The sequence below is a fragment of the Nocardia flavorosea NBRC 108225 genome, from assembly GCF_001613385.1.
GTDB lineage: Bacteria > Actinomycetota > Actinomycetes > Mycobacteriales > Mycobacteriaceae > Nocardia > Nocardia flavorosea.
Map to the genome: position 1 here is coordinate 65,860 of NZ_BDCG01000018.1, position 24,204 is coordinate 90,063.

The window sequence follows — 24,204 nt, forward strand, 5'->3', positions numbered from 1 at the left end:
CCCCGGCCCGAGGGCAGGGCGGGAGCTGTGCCCGCTCCGCCGGGTCGCTCGTTCACGGCGCGTGCGCGACGCTCGGTCGCGGTTACCTCGGGGCGGGATCCGAAGCAGAAGGCCGAGGCTCGTCCCGTTCACCTACTCGAACGCCCACCGCGCGGCACCGTGGCGTCCGGCTCTCGCCCGCGCGGCGAGGGGCTGCCGGCCCCGCCGGTCGATGATCCGGAGCCGCGGTGCGGTCGGACACTGTCTCCGGCGCCGTCGGAAAATTCCCGGTCCTTGCGTCAACTCGTCAGTCGGTCATCCCAGCGGACGAGTCGTGACCGGGGCCGGATTCGGCCGGCGGGGATCGGGCCGATATCCGGCGCCGCCCGCGGACGGCGCCGGATGTAGGTCGCTTCGTTACCTGCCCGACTCGGCCTGCGACCTATTCGGCGGCGATATCCTCGAGCACGGCGATAAGCGTGCGGACCGGGACGCCGGTGCCGCCCTTGCCGATATAGCCGAACGGCCCGCCGGTGTTGTACGACGGACCCGCGATATCGATATGCGCCCACTGGACGCCCTCGGGCACGAATTCCTTCAGATAGGTGCCGGCCACCAGCATCCCGCCCCAGCGGTGCGAGGTCGCGTTGACCATATCGGCAACCTTCGAATCGAGGTCGGCGCGCAATTCCCCGGGGAGCGGCATCGGCCAGCCGTGCTCGCCGACCTCGCGGGAGATACGGGCGACCCGGTCGCGGAAATCGTCGGTGCCCATCACGCCCGGGGTCCGGGTGCCCAGCGCGACCATCTGGGCGCCGGTGAGCGTGGCGACGTCGATCAGGTACTGCGGATCGTCCTCCCCGGCGCGGACCATGGCATCGGCCAGGATGAGCCGGCCCTCGGCGTCGGTATTGGTGACCTCGATCGTGGTGCCGCCGTACTGGGTGAGTACATCGCCGGGCCGCTGCGCGGTATCCGACGGCATGTTCTCGGCCATCGGCACGGTCGCGATCACGGTGATCGGCAGGCTGAGCCGTGCCGCCAGCAAGGTCGTCGCCACGACCGCCGCCGCCCCGGCCATATCCGAGGTCATGTTCTCCATGTTCGCGGCCGGTTTGATGGAGATACCGCCGGTGTCGAAGGTGATGCCCTTGCCCACCAGCGCGACCTTCTTGTCGCCGCCGCGGTAGGTGAGCCGCACCAGTCGCGGCGGCCGCGAGGATCCTTTGCCGACACCCACGACGCCGCCGTAACCCCCGGCTTCCAGCGCTTTCTCGTCGAGGATCTCGACCTCGAGCCCGGCGCCCTCGGCGAGCAGTTCGGTCCGGCGCGCGAATTCGGCCGGGAAGAGATGGCTGGGCGGGGTGTTCACGAAATCGCGTGCGGTGGCCACGGCCTCGGCCGTCAGCTGCGCCCGCAGCAGGGCGTCACCGCCGAAATCAGGTTCGGGGACGAGCAGTTCCAGCCGGGCGAGCGGGGCGGCCTCCGGTTTCGGCGCGGATTTCGCCGAACGGAACGGGGTGAAGGAGTATGCGCCCAGGTAGAAACCCTCCGCCGCCGCGCCGATATCGAGACCGGACAGGGTGGTGACTGCCCGCGTGACCCCGGTCAGCGAGCGGGCGGCGACACCCGCGCTGCGGCGGATCTGCTCGGCGTCGAGGTCGGCGGCGCTGCCCAGTCCGACGGCCAGCACGCTGGTGACATTGTCCAGCCCGGCCGGTGCGGGCACCCGGATCAGCTGTTCGGCCTTACCGGTGCCGCCGACCGCGGTCACCTGATCGAGCAGCCGGACGCGCAGGTCGGCGTCGAGCACATCGCCGAAGAGGTCCTCGGGCACCAGGGCGGGCCCGTCGTCGGTGGTGGCCACACCGACGACGAGGACGTCGGTGCCGGGCTCGATGGTCTGGGTACGTGCCAATTCCGGTCCGAGCGGACGATCTGCGACAGCTGTCATGGCTTTCAGGCTATTCGGTGACGGTCCGCTGCCGTACCGCGACACCGTCGAGGAGCATGTCCACGCCGTAGGACAGCAGCGCGTCGAAGTCGAGTTCCGGCGGCGGCCAGGCCTGCGGATCGAAGACCCGGTACAGCGTGGGCCGCGCTGTCGCGTCGATGAGATCGGCCAGACCCGGCGGGTCTACCGCGGTATCGTCCGGTCCGCCCAGCCGATCGGTTCGTTCCGAGGCCCACAGCAGGGCAAGCCCCTGTACCAGCGCCGAGTAGCTCAGATAGGCCGACATCAGCTCGGCGCGGGGCAGATCCAATTCGCCGAAGGCCGACATCGTGCGCTCCAGAGTGTCCAGCAACCCGGGGCCGAGCGGTGGCCGGACGCGTGCCAGCACCGGCAGTACCCACGGGTGGCGCCGGTAGAGCTGCCATTCCCGCTGCGCCTCGTGACGCAGGCGTGCGCGCCACCCCGACAGTTCGCCGGGCGGCGGCGAGGGAGCGTCGAGAACCAGCTCGACCATTGCCGCGAGCAACTGTTCGCGATCGTCGAAATGCCGGTAGAGCGCCGCGGTGGCCACTCCCAGCTCCCCGGCCAGCCGGCGCATGGTGAGGCCGTCGAGGCCGGTGCGATCCGCGAGTTCCACGGCTGCCCGGGTGATCACGACTGCCGACAGGCGGCGCGGCGCCGGGCGGACGCGGGCCGGCGCGGCGGTCTGCCGGGCACGGTAGGCGCGCGCCTGGCAGGAGCGGGAGCAGTATTGCCGGCGCCGGCCCCGGGAAGGTTGCCGGAGCTCCGCGCCGCAGCGCACACAGTGAGTCACGAATTCGATTTCAACACACGAAATACCGTGACGAAATAGTGGTTGTGCAGAGGTAGGGCGCATAACTTCGAATCGCAGGAACACCATTCACGAGGAGGCAACGTGGGTACCGAACTGGATGTGCGGCGTGCGGAAAAAAGCGACTTCGACGCGTTGCTGACCGCGCTCCTGGTAGCGGCCCCGGACGAGGCGGTGACGGAGTGGATCATGCGCGGTCACCCTGCGGATCAGTTTCTCGACGTCTATCTGCCCGAGCTCATCGAACGCGGGCTCGCCGAGGACGAACTCTGGGTCGCGGGCGCCGCGGGCGAGATCTGGGCGGTATCGCTCTGGCAGGCCATGGATTCCGTCGAGCGGCTGCACACCGAGGCGGCGATCGCCCGTGCACACGCCGACCGCGCCCCGGATTTCCGGCCGGTGCAGCGTTCGGCGTACGTCACCGAGCTCCTGGCCCGGGAGCATCCGCGGCGGTTCCCGCACCGCTACCTGGAGCTGATCGTCACGGTCCCGCAGTACCGCGGCCGGGGTGCCGGTGCGGCGATTCTCGGCAATCGCATCCGGGCGCTGGCGGCCGCGGGGATTCCGGCCTACCTGGAGGCCAGTACCGAGCGTTCGTCACGCCTGTATGCCCGGCAGGGGTTCGTGCGCATCGGCGAAACCCACACCCTGCCCGAGGACGGTCCGACCTTGATCCCGATGTGGTTCGAGGCCTGATCATGCCTCCGGCCGCCGAGATGACGGCTACCGAGACCTGTGCACCCGACCAGCCTCGGCTCAGTCCGGCTCGGCCCGGCTCGGCCCGGTCCGGCTCGGCCCGGCTCGGCTCAGTCCGGCTCGGCTCGGCTCGGCTCGGCTCGGTCCGGCTCGGTCCGGCCCGGCTCGGCCCGGCTCGGCCCGGTCCGGTCCGGTCCGGTCCGGCTCAGCTCAGCCCCGTTCGGCCCGGCCCCGTTCGGCCCGGCCCCGTTCGGCCCGGCCCCGCTCGGCTCGGCCCGGCCCGGTCCGGTCCGGTCCGGTCCGGCTCAGCTCAGCCCCGTTCGGCCCGGCCCCGCTCGGCCCGGCCCGGTCCGGCCCGGCCCCGCTCGGCCCGGTCCGGTCCGGTCCAGCTCAGCCCCGTTCGGCCCGGCCCCGCTCGGCCCGGCCCGGTCCGGCCCAACTCAGCCCCGTTCGGCCCGGCCCCGCTCGGCCCCGCTCGGCCCCGCCCCGCTCGGCTCGGCTCAGCTTGGCCCGGTGCGCATGGCTTGGACCCGCCTGGCTCGGCTCGGTCCTGCCTGGCCCAGCCGGGGTGGTCACGGTCGTGGATACCGGGCCCGGGCGCTGCGTCCGCTGGGGCGGCTCGGGGCGGGATAAGCTCGCCGGGTGAGTGACGCCGGGCTGAAACAGGGACCTGTCCATGGAGTTCACGTCGAACTCGGAGCGAAATTCGCGCCGTTCGGCGGATGGGAGATGCCGGTCTCCTATGCGGGCACCGTGGCCGAGCACACCGCGGTCCGGGAATCGGTGGGACTGTTCGACGTGAGCCATCTCGGCAAGGCGACGGTACGCGGGGCGGGCTCGGCGGAATTCGTGAACTCGGCGCTGACCAACGATCTGGGCCGGATCGGCCCGGGTAGAGCCCAGTACACCCTGTGCTGCACCGCCGACGGGGGAGTTGTCGACGATCTGATCGCCTACTTCGTCCGCGACGACGAGATCTTCCTGGTGCCGAATGCCGCGAACACCGCCACGGTGGTCGAGTTGCTGGCGGCCGCCGCGCCACCGGCGATCACCGTGACCGACGAGCACCGCGACTACGCGGTATTCGCGGTGCAGGGGCCGCAGTCGACACAGGTCCTCGACGCGCTGGGGTTCCCCACGGACCTGTCGTTCATGGCGTTCACCGATGCCGAATGGTACGGACAGCCCGTCCGGGTCTGCCGGACCGGCTACACCGGCGAGCACGGATACGAACTGCTGCCCCGTTGGACCGGAGCCGAGGAACTGTTCCGGGCCCTGGTCGAGCAGGTGCGGGCCGCCGGCGGCGCGGTGGCCGGGCTGGGCGCGCGCGATACCTTGCGGACCGAGATGGGCTATCCGCTGCACGGGCACGAGCTGTCCACCGAGATCACGCCCGTCCAGGCCCGGGCGTCCTGGGCTGTCGGCTGGGCGAAGACCGACTTCTGGGGCAAGGCGGCGCTGGAGGCCGAACGCGCAGCCGGCGCGCGGCGCGTCCTGCTCGGCCTCGAGGCGCTCGACCGCGGGATCCCACGGGAGAACCAGACCGTGCGCCACGACGGCCGCGAGGCCGGGGTGACCACCTCGGGAACCTTCTCACCGACCAAGCAGATCGGGATCGCCCTGGCCCTGCTCGACCCGGCGATCACTCCGGGGAGCGAGGTCGAGGTCGATGTGCGAGGGCGGGCGCTGCGCTGCACCGTGGTGCGGCCGCCGTTCGTGAAGCCGCGCACCAGCTGATCCGGGCCGGGTAGCCGGGCGAAACCGCGTCTCACCGATGCCGGACAACCGACCACCGCGTATTCTGCCCGACCCCAGGACATAGACTGCTGGTCATGACCGCTGCTGCACAGTTCGCCCGTATCCCTCATCCTGCGCCCACCCCGGCGCAGCGGGTACAGGAGATCCTGGCGGCGCCCGGTTTCGGCCGCTTCTTCACCGACCATATGGTCACCATCGACTACACCGAGGCCGACGGCTGGACCAATGCGGTCGTCGAACCGTACGGTTCGCTCACCCTCGACCCCGCGACCATGGTCTTCCACTACGGGCAGGCCATCTTCGAGGGGCTGAAGGCCTACCGGCAGCCGGACGGGCAGGTTGCGTGTTTCCGGATCGACGCCAACGCGGCCCGGTTCCGCCGTTCCGCGCGCCGGATGGCGATGGCCGAACTCCCCGAGGAACTGTTCATCGAATCGGTGCGCCAGCTGCTCGAGGTCGACTCGGCCTGGGTGCCCGCCGCCGGTGGCGAGGAATCGCTGTACCTGCGGCCGTTCATGTTCGCGACCGAATCGGGTCTGGGCGTGAAACCGGCTTCCTCGTACAAGTACCTGCTGCTCGGCTCACCCGCCGGGGCCTACTTCCCACGCGGCGTGAAGCCGGTGCGGGTGTGGCTGTCCACCGAATACGTGCGCGCCGCCCCCGGTGGCACCGGCGAGGCGAAAGTCGCCGGTAATTACGCGGCCTCGCTGCTCGCCCAGGCCGAGGCCACGGCCAAGGGCTGCGACCAGGTGGTGTGGCTGGATGCCGTCGAACGCCGCTACGTCGAGGAGATGGGCACCAACAACCTGTTCTTCGTGTACGGCTCCGGTGCCGACGCCCGGCTGGTGACCCCCGAACTGTCCGGGTCGCTGCTGCCGGGTATCACCCGCGATTCGCTGCTCACTCTGGCCGCCGATTCCGGCTATCCGGTCACCGAGCGCAAGATCTCGGTGGAGGATTGGCGCGCGGGCGCGGAATCCGGGGAGATCACCGAGGTCTTCGCCTGTGGTACCGCGGCCGTGATCACACCGGTCGGCTCGGTCTGCGGGCCGGACGGCGAATTCGTGATCGGCGGCGGCGAACCAGGCGAGGTGACCATGGCGCTGCGCGACACCCTCACCGGAATCCAGCGCGGCACCTTCGCCGATGTGCACCAGTGGATGCGGGTGCTCTGAACCCCCGGGACATCCGGTGATCGCCGGGTACCGGATCGCGTCCGGTACCCGGGCGGCAGATCAGCCCGGCATGAGGGCGTGCCATTCGGCGAGCGACCGCGGGCGCAGCACGTAGTTGTTGTCGCGGATCGAGTCCAGCGAGGCATGCGGGTCCGCCGAATACCAGTGCCCCGGGTATACCTCCGGGTTGATCGGCATATCCGCCAGTGACCGCAGGCTGGCGAACATGGCCGCGGAATCGCCGCCCGGGAAATCGGTCCGGCCGCAGCCGTCGATGAACAGAGTGTCGCCGGCGATGAGCTTGTCGTCGACGAGGAAGCACTGGCTACCGGGAGTATGGCCCGGAGTGTGCAGGAATTCGATATCGAAGACGCCGACGCTCAATTTGTCGCCGTGCCCGTGCCCGGTCAGCTCACTGGGCGCGATCCCGGTGACATTCGCCACCCAGGATTTCTCCTCGTCGTTCACATGAACCGGAACAGTGGACTCTTCGAGCAGTTCCTTCACGCCACGTAGCGTGAAACCCATCATCGAGCCGCCGATATGGTCGGGATGGTGGTGGGTGACCAATACCCCGGACAGTTTCAGCCCGTCGTTCTCGGCGATACCGGCCAGATCGCCCGCGGCGTACGCCGGGTCCACGACGACGCATTCACCGGTGCCCCGGTCACCGATCAGATAGGCGAAATTACGCATCTGCGTGGCGATCGGGTCGCCCACGGCGAAATCCCGGCCGGCCAGCAGTTGACGGAAGTAGAGGCGCTCGGCTGACATACCTTCCACCTTATGGGCAGTGGCGCGGCGGTGAGACGCTGCGTTCGCAATATTGAGGCGGGTGACATCAGGACGCCTGGGGGTTGTGGTGCGCAACGTGTCTGGGTCACCCTTTGCCGAAGGTCCGGAACGCCGGAGCGATACGGAAACGAACCGGCCATCGCGCGCCGGGATCGGATCGCGGGGTCTCCGTGAGCCGTCCGATCGGGCAGGCGCGGGAGCGCCGCTCGGTGGCGCGGCGATTTGCCGACGCCGGTCTCACCCGGGTGCCTCCGATCGAATGATGCCGGGCGTTGTCATGCGTTGCCGTTCAGACAGCGTTCGCCGCGGCAACGAACCCCAACGCGGACAACGCCGTGGTGAGCTCGACGGCGGCGCCGAGCAGATCGCCGGAGAGCCCGCCGATCCGGCGGGCCCCGTGATCGGCCAGCCGTACGGCCACCAGTAGCGAGAGCACCGCGACCAGCGGCCCCGGCCATACGAGTCCGGGTACCGCGAAAACCGATACCGCGGCAGTCACGACAACCCAAACCGCGACCGTGACCCAGGACTGTGTTCCCGCGACCAGCGCGCCGAACCGGGTATCGGGCGCGGGTTCGATACCGCGGCGGCAGGCGGCCACGACCGCGACCCGTCCCAGGGCCACCGCCAGGATCACCGCATACCAGTGCCCGGATGCGGCGAGGGCGGTGAACGCACCGGCCTGGATACCGGCGGCCACCACGATGGCGGACACCCCGAAGGGTCCGGCGCCGCCGCTTTTCATGACCTCCCGCGCCCGCTCCGGCGGACCGTACACCCCGAGGCCGTCGAAGGTATCGGCCAGCCCGTCCAGATGCATGCCCCGGGTCAGCAGCGCCAGGACCGCGACCGCGGCGAACCCGGCCGCCGCACCCGCCGGTTCCAGAAGCCACAGCACGGCCGCCGCCGCGAGCCCGAGCGTGAGCCCGGCGATCGGTGCCAGTGCGATCGCGCGGGCGGCCGCGCGGCGGTCGACCTCGGCCGGGCCGCGGACGGGGAGCACGGTGAGCCAGGAGAAAGTGAGCCGGAGGGTCAGCACAGGACAGTCTCCGCGCCGAGGGCCGTCACTTCCGCATATCGATAGCCGGGCTATCGGCATCTTCGGTGGGAGCGGCGGCCGTGCTGACCCCGGCGTCGGCGAAGGTCGCCATCTCGGCGAGCACCGCTACGGCCGACCGCAGCACGGGCAGCGCGGTGAGTGCGCCGGAACCCTCGCCGAGCCGCATATCGAGGCCGAGGATCGGGTCGAGTTTCAGCTTCGTCAGCGCGGCCGTATGTGCGGGTTCGGTGGAGCGGTGCGCGGCCACCCACCAGGCCGAGGCGCCCGCCGCCAGATCCTCGGCCACCAGGGCCGCGGCCGTGACGATCACTCCGTCGAGCAGGACGGGCGTGCGCCGGGCCGCCGCCTGGGCGAGGAAACCGGTCATCGCCGCGATATCGGCGCCGCCGGCCACCCGCAGCAATTCGATCCCGTCCCGGGCGACCGGCCGTACCCGCCACATGGCGTCCCGGACAGCCGCGACCTTGCGCATCCAGCCGTGGTCGTCGACCCCGGTACCGCGGCCGACCGCCTTCACCGGTTCGGTGCCGGTGAGGGTCGCGATCAGCACGGTGGCCGGTGTGGTGTTGCCGATTCCCATATCGCCGGCAATCAGCAGATCGGCGCCCGCATCGATCTCCTCGTCCGCGACGGCTCGGCCCGCGGCGAGCGCGGCCGCGACCTCCGCGCTGGTCAGCGCATCCGCCCGGTCGATGGCGCCGCTGGACCGGCGGATCTTGTGCGCGCTCACCGCCGGATCCGTATCGGCGGCGACCGCGATATCCACCACCCGCACCGTGGCATCGGCCACCCGCGCCAGCGCGTTGACCGCCGCCCCACCCGCCTGGAAATTGGCCACCATCTGCGCGGTGACCTCGGTCGGAAACGCCGACACGCCATGTGCTGCCACACCGTGATCGCCCGCGAACACCACTACCCGGGCCCGCTCGAACTGCCGCGGCGGACAGAGCCCCTGGCAGGCGGCGACCCAGTTGCCCAGCTCCTCCAGCCGTCCCAGCGACCCCGGCGGTTTGGTCAGCGACGCCTGCCGCTGCTCGGCCGCCGCGCGGACGCCGGCATCCGGCGGAGCAACGGGTGCGAATCCCTCTGACACTGATGGAGCCTTCCGGTCGGGTAGCTGACGTGCCGGGACGCAGACCGGAAGCCGGTGACCGGCCCCCGGCCGCGATGGCCGGTCCTTCCGACAATATTGCCCGCCCGTCCGAGTAACAGCGCGAGGCACCCGCCACACGACCGTCGCCCACTCCTCAGGCCTACCGCCGCGGTGTCCCGGCGGCTGCCGCGCACCCGGAGGGCATGCCGCGCTGTGTCGGCGGTCTCCGTGGGTGTTCGCCGTCGGCGGCACAGCTCCGGCCGGTATTCAGGGCAGCGCGTCGGCAGCCCTGCCACCGCCCGACCGGGGGCGTCGATCCGCGATTCGGGACCGCAAGGTGGGCACACCCGGCCCCGTGAGCTCGTCGCAGTAGTCGGTGCGCCCGGCCATCGCCATGACCAGTGCCAGGGTGCTGCCCCGGACCTCCGGACCCGCGCCGATATCGAACGGTCCGTCGGTGGCGACGAGGTGCAAACCCTTGCGGATCGTGCGCCCGGCCACGGTGAAATCACGTTCGGCGAAGAACCGGGCGACCTCGGTGACCGCGGCGAGCTCCGGCGTTCCGGGCAGCCCTAGGGGCCGGCGGATGTCCTCACCGTGCACGACGACCTCACCGAGCCAGGCCGGTGTATGCCCGGAAGGCGCGGTCGTACTGGTGACCACCGCCCGGAAACGCGCCAGCGTCTCATCGGGACCTGCCCCGCGCTGCTCGAGCATCCGCCGCTGATTGTGCAGGTCGGGATCGAAACGCGCACCGGCCATACTCCGGATCCACCGCCATCGGCCGGTACTCGCCGCGGCAGTGAGATGTGCAACGACTTCCTCGACCGTCCACTGCCCGCACAACGAACGGGCGGCCCACTGGTCCGGTGTCAGCTCGGCGAGTCCCTCGGCCAATGCGGTCCGTTCCCGGTGTATTGCGGCCCAGACCTCGGCGCGCGGCATGTTCTCCATGATCGCATATGGAAGCACGGTCCAGTGACACACTGGATCATCGACAGCTACCGGCTCACTGCCGCCGATACCGTCCTGCAAAACCCTTGCTACCTTCGACGTGTCCGTGTGGGATCTGTCCGCCACCCTCGCCGTCGGCGCCCGCCTCGTCTTCGCCCGCCCGGCGGACACACCGACCGGCTACTTCGCCGCGGACCACGAGCTCGCCGAACGCCGCCACGAAATGGCCGATGACGGGCGCCCGGCACGAGATGAATGAGCTGACCCGGCCGTCGCCGGCGCGCGCGACGCCCCGGCTCACCGTGCCCCACGCATGGGTGTTACCCGTGCGTCCCACGACGTCGCCGGCCGCCTCTGGTTCGCGGCAGGTGACAGCACGCGCTGACCGGCAACCGCCCGGCGCGCGCAGCACGGCCCGCCGCACGGCGCCGAAGTGAATTCGGGCACTCCGCGCACAGGACGCGTTCGTCACGTGAACCGTGGCGTGCCCGCAAGCACGGCGCATAGTGATTCGGGCGGTGGCTTACACGCGGCGGGCGGCGAAATCCGGTTCCGCCGGATCGGGGATCGCGGTGGCGATACAGCGGACCGGACCCGTACCGGCCAGGGATTCGTGTAGGCGGATTTCCCCGACCGGGAGCTGACGAGCACCGGGGTACGTAACCGGTCGACCGGACGGGTGCGCCGCGGAAACCGGGTGCGGTACCGGGAAGGAAGGTCAGATGGCGTCGCCGGGACCGACGCGCGGTTTCGGCGCGCGCATCTTGCGCATCTGCGAAGCGCGCACGAACGCGTACCAGCCCAGCCGGAAACCGGTATCGGTGCTCTTGGGGAAGCGTTCCCGGACCCGCCGGTTCACGATGCGGCCGAGCAGGAAACCCTCGGCGATCATGAACGCCATCATCACGAGCATGGCCAGAGTGACGATGGACTGCCATGCCGGGGCCGCGAACATGGACAGGATCAGCAGCAGGGCCATCGGCATGAACAGCCCGACCAGATTGCGGCGGGCATCGACGATATCGCGCACGTACGCACGCAGTTCCCCGCGGTCGCGCGGCAGCAGGTATTTGTCCTCGCCGGCGAGCATCCGGGCGCGCCGGTCCTGCGCGGCGGCCCGCCGTTCCGCGGCCGCGGCCTTGCGATCCGCCTTGCTGCCGCGGGTCTCCTTGCGGCGGGCACGGGCTTCCTTCGCGGTCATCGGTGGTGGCGCTACGGGGCCGCGGCGGCGGCCCTCGGCTTCGCGCCGGCTCGGTGTCGGCCGGCCCTTCCCTGCAGTGGGGGTGGCTTTTGCCGGTGCCGCGTCGGCTTCGGTGGCGGTCGCGGCCCGCGAGCTGTCGGCGGGCACGTCGGTACCGCTGGACTCACCGCGTCGGAACAACTTCACGGTAACCAGGCTAATCGGTCGGCTGACCGGCCCGGAAGCCGGGCGGTAGCTCGGTGGGAACAGTCACCACGCGGACCGGTCGTGGCGGCCCTCACGGACGGTAGGTCCGGATACGATTCGCGAACCGACCCGGGTGCTGTGGCGGGCGGGGCCTCAGATGGCAAGATGGGGAATAGCAGCCCGTCCGAGGGTGTTGACCCCTGAACCGTGCGCTGTTCACGGACCGACCACGCTGTCCATAGGAGAGTTCATGACTGTGCAGAACGAGACCGCCACCGAAACCCACGGCGTGAAGCTGACCGATACCGCCGCGAGTAAGGCCAAGGCGCTGCTCGATCAGGAGGGCCGCGACGATCTCGCGCTGCGGATCGCGGTACAGCCGGGCGGTTGCGCCGGGCTGCGCTACCAGCTCTTCTTCGACGACCGCACTCTCGACGGTGATCTGACCGCCGATTTCGGCGGCGTCACGCTGACCGTCGACCGGATGAGCGCCCCCTATGTGCAGGGTGCCGCCATCGACTTCGTCGACACGATCGAGAAGCAGGGCTTCACCATCGACAATCCGAACGCCACCGGATCCTGCGCCTGCGGCGACTCCTTCAACTGAATGTGCGCCGCTCCGCGCGGCGCAACCCCGGCTCCTCGGGACCAGCGTCCGGCCCGTGATACCGGCGGCTGCGCCGCACCAGCGGCGCGGTTCGAGCCGGAGGCCGGGCGGTGGAGTCCGGCATCGTCAACCCGGATTACGGGCCGGAATCGGCTGTTGCCCGAGGGTATCGCCGGATAAACACCGTTTACGACACATAGTCGTAGCTCCCGTGAGTTGATACGGTAACTCAGCGGGGGCAAGGCCCCGTTCACTTTCTGTTCGCGCTGATTCCGAAGGGGCCCACCTACGTGTCCATAGCTGTATCCGCGTCCGTCGCGACCGACCATCTCATGCGTTTCCCCGGCCGGTTCGCCGACGCACTGCTGCCCGATCAGCTCGAGCATGTCTCGCTGAGTTTCCTCGTCGACGATCTGGTCGTCCGGCGCGGCGGGGTGGGCGGCAATATCGCCTACGCCATGGGTCTACTCGGCCGTACACCGCTGCTGATCGGCGCGGTGGGCCGCGATTTCGACGATTACCGCACCTGGCTCGAGAACAACGGTGTCGATTGTTCGGCGGTCCGGGTCTCCGAGACCGCGCATACCGCGCGCTTCGTCTGCACCACCGACGAAGATATGGCCCAGATCGCTTCCTTCTACCCCGGGGCGATGAGTGAGGCCAGCGATATCTCGCTGACCGCGCTCGCCGAACAACGCACCCTCGATCTGGTGCTGATCGGCGCGAACGATCCCGAGGCCATGCTGCGGCATACCGCCGAATGCCGCGAACTGCACGTCCCGTTCGCCGCGGACCCGTCCCAGCAGCTCGCCCGCCTCGACGGCGACCAGGCCGTACAGCTCATCGAGGGCAGCACCTACCTGTTCACCAACGAATACGAATGGGGCCTGCTCAAGCAGAAGACCGGCCTCACCGAGGAAGAGATCGCCGCCCGGGTCGGGGTGCGGGTCACCACTCTCGGCAAGGACGGTGTGCTGGTGGTCGATACCGACGGCACCGAGGTGCGGGTCGAGGCGGTACCGGAGACGGCCAAGGTCGATCCGACCGGCGTCGGCGATGCCTTCCGGGCAGGGTTCCTCACCGGTCATACCTCCGGGCTGAGCCTGCAGCGCTCGGCACAGCTCGGTTCGCTGATCGCGGTGCTGGTGCTGGAAACCGTCGGCACCCAGGAATGGACGCTGGACGCCGATGCCGCCCTGAAACGGCTCGGCGAGGCCTACGGTGCCGAGGCTGCCGCGGAGCTCGAACCGCTGTTGCGCTGAGCTGTACCGCACGCCGTGCCGGGCGAACAAGGAGAGCGGCCGGCGGTACGTCCCGGTCTTCATCCCGACCGGGGGCGATGGGAACGGACACTCCCCGGAGACGTACGGCAACAGACCCGCCGACTGGGCGGGCGGTGGTTCGACCGCAACAGAGGGGGGTCGTGAGGCCCACACCGAGAACTGGCGCCGGGGCGCGCCGGACCAGCGGGCATCTCCGTACCGGGCGGCTCGTTTATGTCCGCTCGGTATTTCGACCGGCTCGGACTTCGATCGCCTGGTGCCTCGACCGGCTCGGACTTCGATCGCCTGGTGCCTCGACGCAGTACTCCGAAGGCCCCGCTCGTTCGTCGAGCGGGGCCTTCGACCGGGGTGGTGCCTGCTAGACCTGCACCGGGTAGGTCGGTTCGGCGATCTCCGGTTTGATGCGGTCCTCGACGAAGATCCCGTGCCAGATCATGAACACCAGCAACGTCCACAACCGGCGGCTGTGATCGCCGTCCCCGGCGCGGTGCGCGTCGAGCATCGCCAGGACGGCCGCCTTGTCGAGCAGGTGGTCGGTCTGCGATTCGGTGATCTGCTGCCGGGCCCAGTCGTAGAGTTCGGTACCGCGCAGCCAATGCCGCAGCGGGACCGGGAACCCGAGCTTCGCGCGATGCAGCACATGCCCGGGGACGATGCCCTCGAGCGCCTGCCGCAGCGCGTACTTCGTGGTCTCCTTGGTGATCTTCTGCTCCAGGGGGACCTGTTCGGCCACCCGGAACACCTCGGTGTCCAGGAACGGCACCCGCAGCTCGAGCGAGTTCGCCATGGTCATCTTGTCGGCTTTGACCAGGATATCGCCGCGCAACCAGGTGAACAGGTCGAGATGCTGCATCCGCGTCACCGGATCCCAGCCCGCCGACCGCTCGTAGATGGGGGCGGTGACGTCCTGGTGGGTCCATTCCGGACGGAACTCCCGCAGTACCGACCGCAGCTGGGCGTCGCTGAAACTGCGGGCGTTGCCGTAGTAGCGCTGTTCCAGGGTGAGCGATCCACGATGCAGCAGGCTCTTACCGCGCGTGCCCTCCGGGATCAGATCGGATACCTTGCCGGCCAGCCGGCGCAGTCCGCCCGGCAGTTTGTCGAACGCGGCGAGCGACAGCGGTTCCCGGTAGATGGTGTAGCCGCCGAACAGCTCATCGGCCCCCTCGCCCGACAGCACCACCTTGACGTGCTTACGGGCCTCCTTGGCCACGAAATACAACGGCACCAGCGCCGGATCGGCGACCGGGTCGTCGAGGTACCAGACGATCTCCGGAATCGCGGCCGCGAACTCGGCGGGAGAGACCACCTTGACGATATGCCGGGCCCCGATCGCCGCGGCGCTTTCGGCCGCCACATCGACCTCGGAATAGCCCTCGCGTTCGAAACCGGTGGTGAAGGTGATGAGGTTCGGGTTGTGCCGCATGGCCAGCGCCGCGATGGCGGTGGAATCGATACCACCGGACAGGAACGAGCCGACGGTCACATCGGCACGCATATGTTTGGCGACCGAATCCTCGAGCGCGGCCGCGATCTCGGAGTAGCGGGTGGCCTCGCTGCCCGCCGCGAACGGGCGGATATCGAATTTCGGTACGAAGTAGCGGGTTGTCACCGGCCGTTCGCCGGGCCGCAGCACCGCGTAACTACCCGATTCCAGCCGCCGGATACCGGCGTGCAGCGTTTCCGGCTCCGGGACGTACTGCAGCACGGTGTAGTGCTCGAGCGCGCGATGGTCGAGCGATTCGTCGAGCCCGAGGTCGGGGAGCAGCTCCAGCAGGCTTTTCTTTTCGCTGCCGAACGCCGTACCACCGGACCCGGTGGCCAGGAACAGCGGTTTGATGCCGAAGGGGTCGCGGGCCAGGAACAGCTCCCGGCTGCGGGTATCCCAGATCGCGAAGGCGAACATCCCCCGCAACCGGCGTACCGCGTCGGGACCCCAGTAATGGAACGCCGCCACGATGGCCTCGCCGTCGCCTTCGGTGGCGAACATCGGCTGCTCGCCGAATTCGGCCGCGTGGTCGCGGGCCAGTTCCTCGCGCAGCTCCAGATAGTTGTAGATCTCGCCGTTGAAGGTGAGCGCATAGCGCTCGGGGTCGTCGGCCGGCCCCCAGCGCAGCGGCTGATGCGAATGTTCGATATCGATGATCGAGAGCCGGTTGAAGCCGAAGATCAACTGGTCGTCGTGCCAGGTGCCGCGCTCATCCGGACCCCGGTGCCGCACACAGTGCAGGGCGTCGTACACCCGTTCCACTGTTTCCGGCGCTGCGGTATCGGACGTCAGAAATCCGAGCAGTCCACACACTGCGGCGCTAACCTCGTTTCCTCTGGTCGGGGGTCCGCGCCGAGGGATGCGGGCGCGGCGGGCGAAATCTAGTGTCCGAGTATGCCGCACGCCCGGTTCTCCCGTGCGATACACCTCCGTTCTGCGGCTACGCTGTCGCGCGGAGTGCCGAAGCCGACCCGACGGCGTACCGGGCGCGTGTTTGGTCTACGCTGCGTAGTACTCGGACTGTTCCGGGTGGTGCCGCGTGGTGCGCGGAGCCTCCGGAAGGCCCGATGAGCTGTTTGTCTGTATCACCGGAGGCGTCCTGCCACCGTGGATGCGATGTCGGAATGTGTGGCGACCAGGAAGGCGTGAGCGTGGCGCACAAGGCGAGCGACGAGATCGGGGCACGGCCTGCCCGGCGGCGGGGAAGTGTCCTGCGGCGGGCCGGACTGGCGGTATCCCTCGGGATCACCGCGATGCTCGTCTCCGGCTGCTCGATCGACAATGTGTGGTTGCGGTTCGGCTGGCCCTCGGGTGTCACCCCGCAGGCGCACCGGATGCGGGAACTGTGGACGTGGTCGGTCGTGGCCGCCCTGATCATGGGTGTGCTGGTCTGGGGTCTGACCTTCTGGACCATCATCTTCCACCGTAAGAAGAAGGATTCGCCGGAGTTCCCGCGGCAGACCGGTTACAACGTGCCGCTCGAACTCAGCTACACGGCGATCCCCTTCGTGATCATCGCGGTGCTGTTCTACTTCACCGTGGTCGTGCAGAACTACGTGCACGAGAAGGTCGACAACCCCGATGTGGTCGTCGACGTGACCGCCTTCCAGTGGAACTGGAAGTTCGGTTACCGCGAGGTCGACCTGAAGAACGGCTTCACCTACAACGGTGTCGACACCGTGCGTGAGGACGCCAACCAGGAGCAGTTGCAGGAATACGCCGAGCGGACGAACGAGGACGGCCACGAGCAGCCGGGCCCCGTGCACGGCCGCCCGGAGAACGACATCCTGTCGTTCCTGCACTACAACAAGATCGAAACGGTCGGTACCAGCACCGAGGTGCCCATCCTGGTGCTGCCCACCGGCAAGGTGATCGAGTTCCAGCTCGCCGCCGCCGACGTCATCCACGCGTTCTGGGTTCCGGAGTTCCTGTTCAAGCGGGACGTGATGCCGAACCCGAAGGAGAACAACTCCGACAACGTCTTCCAGATCACCGAGATCGACCGTGAGGGCGCGTTCGTGGGTCGTTGCGCGGAGATGTGCGGCACCTTCCACTCGATGATGAACTTCGAGGTGCGGGCGGTGACTCCCGAGAAGTTCGAGAGCTATATCAAGGCCCGGGAATCCGGTATGACCAACGCCGCGGCACTGGAATCCATCGGCGAGTCGCCGGTGGCCACCTCCACCAAGCCGTTCAACACCGATCGCACGGTCAAGACCGATACCACCGAGAGCAAGTGAGGACTGATCTCCGATGAGGATCGAAGCACGACTGTTCGAACTGCTCACGGTGTTCTTCATCATCGTGGGTGTCATCTACGGCTTCTTCACCGCGCAATCGCGCACCGGTATCGAATGGGCAGGCACCACGGCGATCGTCCTGACCGCCGGCCTGTCGCTGATCATCGGCACCTATTTCCGTTTCGTGGCCCGCCGTCTCGACCTGCGGCCCGAGGACTACGAAGACGCGGAAATCGTCGACGGCGCGGGTGACCTCGGGTTCTTCTCGCCCGGTAGCCCCTGGCCGATCCTGCTTGCCGGTGCCGCCTCGGTCACCGCCCTGGGCTTCGCCTTCTTCGAGCCCTGGCTGATCGGTCTGGGTGTGATCCTGATCCTCACCGCGGCCGGTGGCCTGGTCTTCGAGTACTACCTCGGCCCAGAGAAGCACTGAGTTCGGGCGCCTTCGGGCCACGAGCGAACAAACCCCGCTGTCCGAGTGGACAGCGGGGTTTTGTGTTGGAGCATTCGGGTCCGGGTCAGCCGCCGAGAGAACTTCTCCGGATGGCCCCATGGGCGGGGCCAGCCCCTGGTCTGGACTGACGGAGCCGGGGGAGCGAAGCGGAGGAGGGAAGACCAGGGGTTGACAGGGCCCCGCCCTCGAGAGGCGGAGCGTCTCCGAAATTACAGCTCAATCCACCGATTCGTACCGAATGCTGTTCTCCGACCGGCAGATCTCCTCGATACCGGTCACGATATCCCGCAACTGCTCGGACGGCAGCGCATGCGGTCGCAACCGGCAGGTGAAGGTGATCAGCCCGTGGTCGGCCGCAGGCAGGCTGTGGGCCGTGGATTCGGCGCGCAGATAGTCCGACCGCACCCCATAGGTCATGGCGGAGATGACGGTGAAGCAGCCGGTCCGTTCCCGGTGCCCGTTGAACAGATCGTGCAGACGGTAGAAGACCGACGTGTAGTTCGACAGCGGAGCGAAAACCCCGACCCGGTAGGCGGGCCCGCGTTCCGATGAGCTGATGACCGTATCGGCGAGATATTCGGCATCGCGCAGTGTCAGCACCTTGGGAGTGAACATCACCGCGCCGGCCGCCGCGTTGCGGACCGGCATACCGGCCTTGCCGCTGCTGGCCGAGGCGATGGCGCCGAGCGATTTGCGGGCCCGGCTGCCGACCTCGCGGCGGGCGCGCAGGGAACGGGTCGGTGCGGTGGGGTAGAGGCTCGACCACTGGCCGAATCGGACCGTGCCGAGTTGCACCTGCCCGGCGCCCACCGGGCGGGTCACCTTGAGCGGTGCCGTATCCACCCAGCGGCCCACCTGCAGGACGGCGTCGCGGGGGTTGGCGATCTCGCTGTAGGCGTAGTCGAGGAAACTGTCGAAATCCAGGAAGCGGTGCGAATCGGTGGACAGCCAGGTGTTGTCCTTGTCGACCTCGACCGCGTCGAGGGTCAGTGCCGTGATGATGCCCGCCCGGCCGCCCGCACCGAGGAGGCGATGGAAACGTTCGGTGTGATGGGTGCGCCCGCAGGTACCGATCCGGCCGTCGGTGTCCACGTACTCCAGGTCCACGATCCGATCGATGAACAACCCGTATCGGTGCGAGGAGGTGCTGACGCCGCCGACCGAGGCGAAACCACCGGCGGTGATCTCGCGGTGATCGCCGACGACCGGTAGGCCCAGTCCGTGCGCGGCCAGACGGCGGTCGATATCGGACAGCCGGGCGCCCGCCTGGACCCGTACGGTCCGGCGGCCGAGGTTCAGATCGACGATGGCGTTCATCCGGCGCAGCGAGACCACGGCCTGCTGATCCGGCAGGGTGAGACCGTCGGTGGCGGGATCGCCGCCGTGAACGGTGAGCGGCCTGGCGTGATTCCGGGAATTCCGCACGGTGCGAACGACATCCGCGGTGTCGCGAGGCAGGTACTCGGCGGGGGAAACGATGTGCGGCGTGCTCATGGCACGAAAGCTAACCACAGCGCGGCGGCCGCGGCGATATCGAATCACAGATCTGCTCCCGCCTGCCTGTCGAATGGACCGTGACCTGTGGGTTTACCCCGCTCTCGACCGGGCCGGGGGAAGACCGCGCAACGTGCCCGGCCTTTCGCGCGATGTCCAGGGGGATTTCGCTGCCCGGACCGGTTTCGTACGAGGTGAGTCTCCCGCGCCCGGGTCGACGGTAGGTGAACGTCCACCGCCGGCCCGGACACTCCGGTGTACCGGCGTGGCGAATCCGTCAGCGGGCGAGCAGATGCACTCGCTGCCCGATCACATCGACCCAGTTCACCTGTTGGAAGGTCGCGAAATCGACTCGGATCGCGTCCTGTACATCGCGGCCCGGCGCGAACATCATGGCGCGTTTGTCGGCTTCCAGTACGACATACATACCGTGCGGGTCGGCGAGGAAGGTCACCTCGAGCTGGTTCAGGCCCGGAAAGCGCGGTGAGGGACCGAATTCGATTTCCTGGAAGAACGGCAGCTGCTGTGGGATCCGGTCCACTCGGCCCGCCTCCACATCGGCGTGCCGGAGACCGAAACCCCAGGACTCGACGGCCGCGAGCAGCACATGCTGCGGCGGCAGAGCACCGATACCGATGGGATCGGTATCGGTGGCATCGAATCCGCCGTCCACATCGACCCGGGTGCGGACCGCCACCGCGGTCCCGTGCAGGTGCCGGCCGTCGTAGAAGGTGATCGGTGTTTCCCACGGCGTGAGCAGTTCGAACCGGCCCTCGAGCGGATGCCCGGGCCGCAATTCGAACGGGCCGAATACGGGCAGCTGGGCGAACGCCATATCGAGCAGCTGTTCCCCGTCGTCGTATTCCCGTTCGGCCCGGGTGATCAGCTCCACCGAGACCCCGTTGATCCGCACCGGCCGATCCTGGCAGCGCATCCGGATCACCCCCTGTACCGGCTGCCCCGGCTGCACGCCCGGTGTGAAGAGTTCGGTCTCCACCTCCGTGGAGCCGGTGCCGAGCGCGCCCAGCAGAGTTTTGAACATCGATTCGTCTCCCTTCGCCCCCGCCCGCGAATCGTTCCTCGCCCCGGGGCTGTCGGATCAACAGCGTAGATCGGATCGCCTGTTCGTGTCGGAGGGTGCCGGTAGAGTCGGCATCGCCTTGGGCTCCTGGGGAATCCGGCCTCGGTGGGGTGGGATGGAGGTTCCGTGTCGAATATCGAGCAACGAATCGATTGGGCGGTCGAATGGCTGCACCGCAGCCAGGCCAGCGTCCGTCACGGGGGTGCCGGCTGGGGCTGGTTGTCCGATGTGCTGCCCAATCCGCAGAACACCGCGGAGGTCGTGGTGGCGCTGACGGCGGCGGGCCGGCGGATACCTCGGCTCGCCGAGGTGCGCACTCTGGTGCGCCGCGATGTCGTGGACACCGACAGCGGGGAATGGGTGTTCCGGTCGCCGATCGATCTGTCCTGGCGGTTGCGGGCACTGGGGTGCCTGGGGGTACCGCCCACCGATCCCGCGGTCGAGCAGTGCCTGCGGGAGCTGTATGCCGCCCGGGATACCGGAACCCGGGGATGGCGGTTGTCCGAAACCGTCGGCCCCATCTCTCTCACGGCCACCACGGCCGCGCTGCACGCACTGGCAGGTCTGGCCGATGCCGACGAAACCGCGGCCGAGGCATTGCTACAGGGCACTTCGCTGGTGGTGTCGATGATGCTCGACGACGATCCCCGCGCCCAGCCGGTGTATGCGTGCGCGCATGTCGCGCGGCTGCTCGCCCGGCCGGAAATCGCGGCGGTGGGCGGGAAACGGGTCGAGAAGGTCCGTGAACTCACCGTGCGGCGCATGCTGTATGCCCTGCGCGACGGTACGGCCGGCGCCGAGGAAGAATCCTTCCGGGAGGGCCTGATGGCCTCCACCTGGCGCCATCTCGGCCTGCACCTCGCCGTCGGCGCAGTGGTCGCCGCCGACGAGCGCGCCGTATTCGATCCGGGCGTGCGCCGCGGCCTGGTGGAACTGCTGGAATTACAGGAGACACAGGAGCGGTCGGCCGTCTGTGGCGGGTTCCGCACCTCCACCGGGGGCTTCATCACCTCGTTCGCGACCGTGCAGGGGCTGGAGGCGATGCTCGCGGTACGCCGGGTGGTCGACGAACGGGTCAACCCGGCGGTGATCTTCGATCTGATCTGCCGGGAACAGGGAGCACACCCGAGGGATGCGCAGCAAGTGGTCGGGCATCGGCACCGGACGGTGCTGATGAACAGCTATGCCGGTGGGCTCACCCTGGCCGCCGCGGCACCCGCCGGGCTCACGATCGCTTTGCTGGCCGTATTCTTCGCCCCCGACCTCGGGGTGGTCGCGAGCCGTGCACTGGTCGTCTGGGGCACATTCTTCATCGCACTCGGCACCTACACCGGTATCGCGACCCGGTTGCCCTCGGTACCGAAAGGGCGGACGGCGGCCGCGGTGTTCGCGGCCTACACCGCGGTCATCCTGCCCGTCGTAACCTTCCTGCTCTCGTGAGGGTCTCCTGGCGCGGTCCGGCGCTGCTCGGCGTGGCCACCAGCCTGTGGGGGCTGTCGAGCGCCGGTATCGCCGCCGTGGGTGCCCCGGGAATCGCGGCGGCCCCGGTGGCCGCCGGCGGGGCGGTGGCGCTGTTGGGTTTCGCGCTGGCCCGGGGCGCCCATCCGTGGCGGGACCTGCGGAGCGCGCCGGGGCTGTTCCTGCGGCTCGGAGTGCTCGAGGTGCTCAACCTGGTGTCATACGTCGCCGCACTGCATATCGGGCCGCTGCCGGTCGTGGTCGCGCTCCACCTCACCTCGCCGGTGTTGCTGATCGTCGTCCGCATCGTCCGCGGAATGCGGGCGATCACGCTGGTGCTGGCCGCGGAACTGGTCGCGATCGGCGCGGCGATCTGGCTGGTCGCCGGGCACCGGCCGGCGGATACGGCCCTCGGGCCCGCCCTGGTGGGTTGCGCGCTGGCACTGATCAGCGCGGGGTGTGTGGCCGGGCTGATCACCCTGGTGGTGCGGGAGTCGGCGGCCCGCGCCGGTGCATCGGCGGCCGGGTTGCAGCTGCTGGCCGCGGCTGTGCTGGCTGCCCCGTTACTCGGTATGGCGATGCTGTTCGGTGAAGGACCCACGGCAGGGCAGACGGTGGCGCTCGCGGTGCTGGGCGCACTGCTGCTCGGACCGGGTTTCGCCTGCTACTGGCTGGCGCTGCGGGAGCTCGACGAGGTGACCACGGGTTTGATCGGGCTCAACGAGGCCGTGGTGGCGACACTTGCCGGTGCGATCCTGGTGGGCTCCGAGATCACCGTGGCGACCCTGATGGCTGGAGTCCTCGTCCTCGGGGCCGTGGGACTGGAACTGGGTAGCCCGGCTCGTGCTCGTGCGCCGTCTTGACGAATGCGGCGCAGGCGGCGAAGTCCTTGTCGCCGGTTTCGGTCTCCACACCGCTGTTCACATCCACCCCGAACGGGCGTACCGCCTCGATCGCCTCGTCCACATTGTCGGCGGTCAAACCGCCTGCCAGGATCACCGGCCGGCCGATGAGCGCCAGCTCGCGGACGATGCGGGCGCTGACCGCCCAATCGTGCGTGCGGCCGGTGCCGCCGAGCCGGTCGGTGGTGCGGGAGTCGAGCAGGACGGCATCGCAGTCCACGGCTATGTCCAGGGCACGGGCCACGGCATCGGCCCCGGTGACATGGACCGCGCGAACGATCGTCCGGCCGCGGGCGGCGGCGTGCACCGCCCGCAGCGTGGGAGTATCCACCAGGCCGTGCACCTGGATGGTGTCGGCACCGATCCGGTCGGCCAATTCGAGAATGGCGTGCGCCTCCTCGAGATGGGTGACGAGCACCCTGTTCACGAACGAGGGCGTGGACTCCGACAGCCAGGCCGCGGCCTCCGCTGTCAGCGCGTCCTCGCTGAAGTGGGTGGTTCCGGAAATGAATCCGACGGCATCCGCGCCGGCGCTCACTGCCGTTTCCAGATCGGCCGCCGACCGGATTCCGCAAACCTTCGCGCGAACCGTCACCCGTTCATCGTACGCGGCGGGTCAGCTCGCGGCGGATTCCGGAATTCGCGGCGTATGCGAGGACGGACCCGAAGGTATGTTCTTCTTCAGGCTGGCGGCGTACACGTCGACGTATTCCTGCCCGGACATCCGCATCAGCTCGTACATGACCTCATCGGTCACCGCACGCTCCACGAACCGGTTACCGGCCATTCCCTCGTACCGGGAGAAATCGATCGGTTTACCGAACTTCACGGTCACCTTGCGGCGGCGCCAGCGGAACGGTCCGGGCGGGCTCACCTCGTCGGTGCCGATCACGGCCACCGGGATCACCGGGACCCCGGTGGTCAGCGCGACCCGGGCCATACCCGTTTTGCCCTTGTACAGCCGGCCGTCGGGGGAGCGGGTGCCCTCCGGATACAAACCCACCAGGCGACCCTCGTCCAGCAGTTTGCGGGCGGCGTTGAGCGCGTCCTCGGCCGCATCGGCGCCGCTGCGATCGATCGGATACTGGCCGGAGGCGCTGAAGAAGAACTTCTGGAACCGCCCCTTGAGACCCGGGGTATGGAAGTACTCCGCCTTGGCCAGATAGTTGATTCGGCGCGGGCTCGACAGCGGCGCGAACAACCAATCCGCGAACGACAGATGATTTCCCGCCATGATGGCCGCACCGTCGGCCGGGATGTTCTCCACACCTTCCACCTCGGGGCGGTTGTAGAGATGGATGAACGGACCCAGCAGCACGAACTTGAGCAGCCAGTAGAACATGACGTCCTTACTCCGGGAATTGGGATGGAAATGTGAAGAGCCTCGGGTGCCGACTCTACCGCCGGTCACGGAACTCCTCCAAGCCCGGCCATGTTAATTCTCGGTCTGTGGCGTCGTGTTCGGTGATGCACGTTCGGGGGTTGCATCGACCGAGGGTCTCGGGGCAAGCCGTCC

Annotated in this window: 22 protein-coding genes; 10 read left to right on the forward strand and 12 right to left on the reverse strand. The window is 68.8% G+C overall.

What is annotated here, in order from left to right; genetic code table 11:
- Positions 1-421 precede the first annotated feature (421 nt).
- Together NFL01S_RS24180 and NFL01S_RS24185 are read right to left on the reverse strand one after the other, a co-directional pair.
- Positions 422-1,933 (reverse strand): leucyl aminopeptidase, encoded by a 1,512-nt coding sequence (locus tag NFL01S_RS24180; protein ID WP_062978606.1) that lies wholly within the window; start codon positions 1,931-1,933, stop codon positions 422-424.
- Between the two features lie 10 nt (positions 1,934-1,943).
- Positions 1,944-2,747, reverse strand: a complete 804-nt coding sequence (locus tag NFL01S_RS24185; protein WP_062978607.1) for a TetR/AcrR family transcriptional regulator — start codon at positions 2,745-2,747, stop codon at positions 1,944-1,946.
- Positions 2,748-2,849: 102 nt separating this feature from the next.
- Between NFL01S_RS24185 and NFL01S_RS24190 the strand changes: the two genes are divergently transcribed.
- The 3 genes from NFL01S_RS24190 to NFL01S_RS24200 all read left to right on the forward strand — a co-directional run bounded on the left by NFL01S_RS24190 (position 2,850) and on the right by NFL01S_RS24200 (position 6,394).
- Entirely contained in the window at positions 2,850-3,461 is a 612-nt protein-coding gene (locus tag NFL01S_RS24190) for a GNAT family N-acetyltransferase (RefSeq protein ID WP_062978608.1), read from the forward strand.
- Between the two features lie 642 nt (positions 3,462-4,103).
- Positions 4,104-5,198 (forward strand): glycine cleavage system aminomethyltransferase GcvT, encoded by a 1,095-nt coding sequence (gene gcvT, locus NFL01S_RS24195; protein WP_062978609.1) that lies wholly within the window; start codon positions 4,104-4,106, stop codon positions 5,196-5,198.
- A gap of 95 nt (positions 5,199-5,293) precedes the next feature.
- Positions 5,294-6,394, forward strand: coding sequence for a branched-chain amino acid aminotransferase (locus NFL01S_RS24200; RefSeq protein ID WP_062978610.1), 1,101 nt, complete (start codon positions 5,294-5,296; stop codon positions 6,392-6,394).
- 60 nt (positions 6,395-6,454) lie between these two features.
- Here NFL01S_RS24200 and NFL01S_RS24205 read toward each other — a convergent pair whose 3' ends face one another.
- The 4 genes from NFL01S_RS24205 to NFL01S_RS24220 all read right to left on the reverse strand — a co-directional run bounded on the left by NFL01S_RS24205 (position 6,455) and on the right by NFL01S_RS24220 (position 10,296).
- On the reverse strand, positions 6,455-7,168 hold the full coding sequence (locus tag NFL01S_RS24205) for an MBL fold metallo-hydrolase (RefSeq protein ID WP_062978777.1): 714 nt from the start codon (positions 7,166-7,168) through the stop codon (positions 6,455-6,457).
- A 310-nt stretch (positions 7,169-7,478) separates the two neighbouring features.
- Positions 7,479-8,228 carry an adenosylcobinamide-GDP ribazoletransferase gene (locus tag NFL01S_RS24210; protein WP_245670854.1) on the reverse strand — a complete coding sequence of 250 codons (750 nt, stop codon included), beginning with the start codon at positions 8,226-8,228 and terminating at the stop codon, positions 7,479-7,481.
- A 25-nt stretch (positions 8,229-8,253) separates the two neighbouring features.
- Positions 8,254-9,342, reverse strand: a complete 1,089-nt coding sequence (gene cobT / locus NFL01S_RS24215) for a nicotinate-nucleotide--dimethylbenzimidazole phosphoribosyltransferase (protein WP_062978612.1) — start codon at positions 9,340-9,342, stop codon at positions 8,254-8,256.
- A gap of 267 nt (positions 9,343-9,609) precedes the next feature.
- Complete coding sequence (locus tag NFL01S_RS24220) at positions 9,610-10,296, reverse strand: maleylpyruvate isomerase family mycothiol-dependent enzyme (RefSeq protein ID WP_174555718.1); 687 nt, start codon at positions 10,294-10,296, stop codon at positions 9,610-9,612.
- Positions 10,297-10,396: 100 nt separating this feature from the next.
- Between NFL01S_RS24220 and NFL01S_RS35705 the strand changes: the two genes are divergently transcribed.
- On the forward strand, positions 10,397-10,555 hold the full coding sequence (locus tag NFL01S_RS35705) for a hypothetical protein (RefSeq protein ID WP_157116886.1): 159 nt from the start codon (positions 10,397-10,399) through the stop codon (positions 10,553-10,555).
- Between the two features lie 459 nt (positions 10,556-11,014).
- On the opposite strand, the gene NFL01S_RS24225 is transcribed toward NFL01S_RS35705, so the two are convergent.
- Positions 11,015-11,683: a DUF3043 domain-containing protein gene (locus tag NFL01S_RS24225; protein ID WP_062978613.1), complete on the reverse strand. Its 669-nt coding sequence runs from the start codon at positions 11,681-11,683 to the stop codon at positions 11,015-11,017.
- Positions 11,684-11,933: 250 nt separating this feature from the next.
- On the opposite strand from NFL01S_RS24225, the gene NFL01S_RS24230 reads away from it, so the two are divergent.
- Positions 11,934-12,290, forward strand: coding sequence for a HesB/IscA family protein (locus NFL01S_RS24230; RefSeq protein ID WP_062978614.1), 357 nt, complete (start codon positions 11,934-11,936; stop codon positions 12,288-12,290).
- Between the two features lie 290 nt (positions 12,291-12,580).
- On the forward strand, positions 12,581-13,552 hold the full coding sequence (locus NFL01S_RS24235) for a carbohydrate kinase family protein (RefSeq protein WP_062978615.1): 972 nt from the start codon (positions 12,581-12,583) through the stop codon (positions 13,550-13,552).
- 379 nt (positions 13,553-13,931) lie between these two features.
- Here NFL01S_RS24235 and asnB read toward each other — a convergent pair whose 3' ends face one another.
- Positions 13,932-15,875, reverse strand: coding sequence for an asparagine synthase (glutamine-hydrolyzing) (asnB, locus tag NFL01S_RS24240; protein ID WP_062978616.1), 1,944 nt, complete (start codon positions 15,873-15,875; stop codon positions 13,932-13,934).
- Positions 15,876-16,315: 440 nt separating this feature from the next.
- Between asnB and ctaC the strand changes: the two genes are divergently transcribed.
- Complete coding sequence (gene ctaC, locus NFL01S_RS24245) at positions 16,316-17,302, forward strand: aa3-type cytochrome oxidase subunit II (protein WP_245670872.1); 987 nt, start codon at positions 16,316-16,318, stop codon at positions 17,300-17,302.
- A gap of 13 nt (positions 17,303-17,315) precedes the next feature.
- Complete coding sequence (locus NFL01S_RS24250; protein WP_062978617.1) at positions 17,316-17,732, forward strand: cytochrome c oxidase subunit 4; 417 nt, start codon at positions 17,316-17,318, stop codon at positions 17,730-17,732.
- 237 nt (positions 17,733-17,969) lie between these two features.
- On the opposite strand, the gene NFL01S_RS24255 is transcribed toward NFL01S_RS24250, so the two are convergent.
- Entirely contained in the window at positions 17,970-19,247 is a 1,278-nt protein-coding gene (locus NFL01S_RS24255) for an FAD-binding oxidoreductase (protein ID WP_062978618.1), read from the reverse strand.
- A 277-nt stretch (positions 19,248-19,524) separates the two neighbouring features.
- A complete protein-coding gene (locus tag NFL01S_RS24260; RefSeq protein ID WP_062978619.1) occupies positions 19,525-20,289 on the reverse strand; it encodes a sporulation protein in 765 nt (254 codons plus the stop codon).
- A gap of 165 nt (positions 20,290-20,454) precedes the next feature.
- Between NFL01S_RS24260 and NFL01S_RS24265 the strand changes: the two genes are divergently transcribed.
- Positions 20,455-21,768, forward strand: coding sequence for a hypothetical protein (locus NFL01S_RS24265; protein WP_062978620.1), 1,314 nt, complete (start codon positions 20,455-20,457; stop codon positions 21,766-21,768).
- Positions 21,765-22,649, forward strand: coding sequence for a DMT family transporter (locus tag NFL01S_RS24270; RefSeq protein WP_062978621.1), 885 nt, complete (start codon positions 21,765-21,767; stop codon positions 22,647-22,649). Before NFL01S_RS24265 ends, NFL01S_RS24270 begins: the two co-directional genes overlap by 4 nt.
- Here the strand turns inward: NFL01S_RS24270 and NFL01S_RS24275 are convergent.
- Positions 22,558-23,283 (reverse strand): phosphoribosylanthranilate isomerase, encoded by a 726-nt coding sequence (locus tag NFL01S_RS24275; protein WP_063916026.1) that lies wholly within the window; start codon positions 23,281-23,283, stop codon positions 22,558-22,560. The two genes, NFL01S_RS24270 and NFL01S_RS24275, sit on opposite strands and share 92 nt — an antisense overlap.
- Before the next feature lie 21 nt (positions 23,284-23,304).
- Positions 23,305-24,030 carry a lysophospholipid acyltransferase family protein gene (locus NFL01S_RS24280; RefSeq protein ID WP_062978622.1) on the reverse strand — a complete coding sequence of 242 codons (726 nt, stop codon included), beginning with the start codon at positions 24,028-24,030 and terminating at the stop codon, positions 23,305-23,307.
- Positions 24,031-24,204 lie beyond the last annotated feature (174 nt).